This window comes from Serratia sp. 4542 (assembly GCF_016805595.1).
GTDB classification, from domain to species: Bacteria; Pseudomonadota; Gammaproteobacteria; order Enterobacterales; family Enterobacteriaceae; genus Serratia; species Serratia nevei.
Genome location: NZ_RXKV01000027.1, coordinates 1 through 843, shown reverse-complemented (window position 1 = coordinate 843; position 843 = coordinate 1). Strand labels below are relative to the sequence as shown.

General features: G+C 67.5%; 1 protein-coding gene. It reads left to right on the top strand.

The genetic code is table 11. From position 1 onward, the window contains the following. On the top strand, positions 1-831 hold an 831-nt coding region (locus EKL15_RS24615), incomplete at its 5' end, for a transketolase C-terminal domain-containing protein (RefSeq protein WP_274611353.1). Positions 832-843 lie beyond the last annotated feature (12 nt).

Here is an 843-nt window from a genome sequence, read left to right as displayed (position 1 = left end):
ATGTGGTCCGGCTCGAAAGCGCTGAACGTTGACCCGGCGGGCAACTACATTCATTACGGCGTGCGCGAGTTCGGCATGACCGCCATCACCAACGGCATCGCGCTGCACGGCGGCTTCCTGCCGTACTCGGCGACCTTCCTGATGTTCGTGGAATACGCCCGCAACGCGGTGCGCATGGCGGCGCTGATGAAGCTGCGCAACGTGTTCGTCTACACCCACGACTCCATCGGTCTGGGCGAAGACGGCCCGACCCACCAGCCGGTGGAGCAGCTGGCGAGCCTGCGCGTGACCCCGAACATGAGCACCTGGCGCCCGTGCGACCAGGTGGAGTCGGCGGTGGCGTGGCAGTACGGCATCGAGCGCAACGACGGCCCGACCACCCTGGTGTTCTCGCGTCAGAACCTGACCCAGCAGCCGCGCACCGCAGAGCAGCTGGCGAACGTGTACCGCGGCGGCTACGTGCTGAAAGACTGCGCGGGCACGCCGGACGTCATCCTGATTGCCACCGGCTCCGAAGTGGGCATCACGGTGGAAGCGGCGGACAAGCTGACCGCGGCGGGCCGCAAGGTGCGCGTGGTGTCGATGCCGTCGACCGACGCGTTCGACAAGCAGGATGCGGCGTACCGCGAGTCGGTGTTGCCGGCGGCGGTAACGGCGCGCGTGGCGGTGGAAGCGGGTATCGCGGACTACTGGTACAAGTACGTGGGCCTGAACGGCGCCATCGTGGGCATGACCACCTTCGGTGAGTCGGCGCCGGCGGAGCAGCTGTTCGCCGAGTTCGGCTTCACCGTGGACAACGTGGTGGCCAAGGCGCAGGCGCTGCTGAAGTAAGCGGCCTGGCGC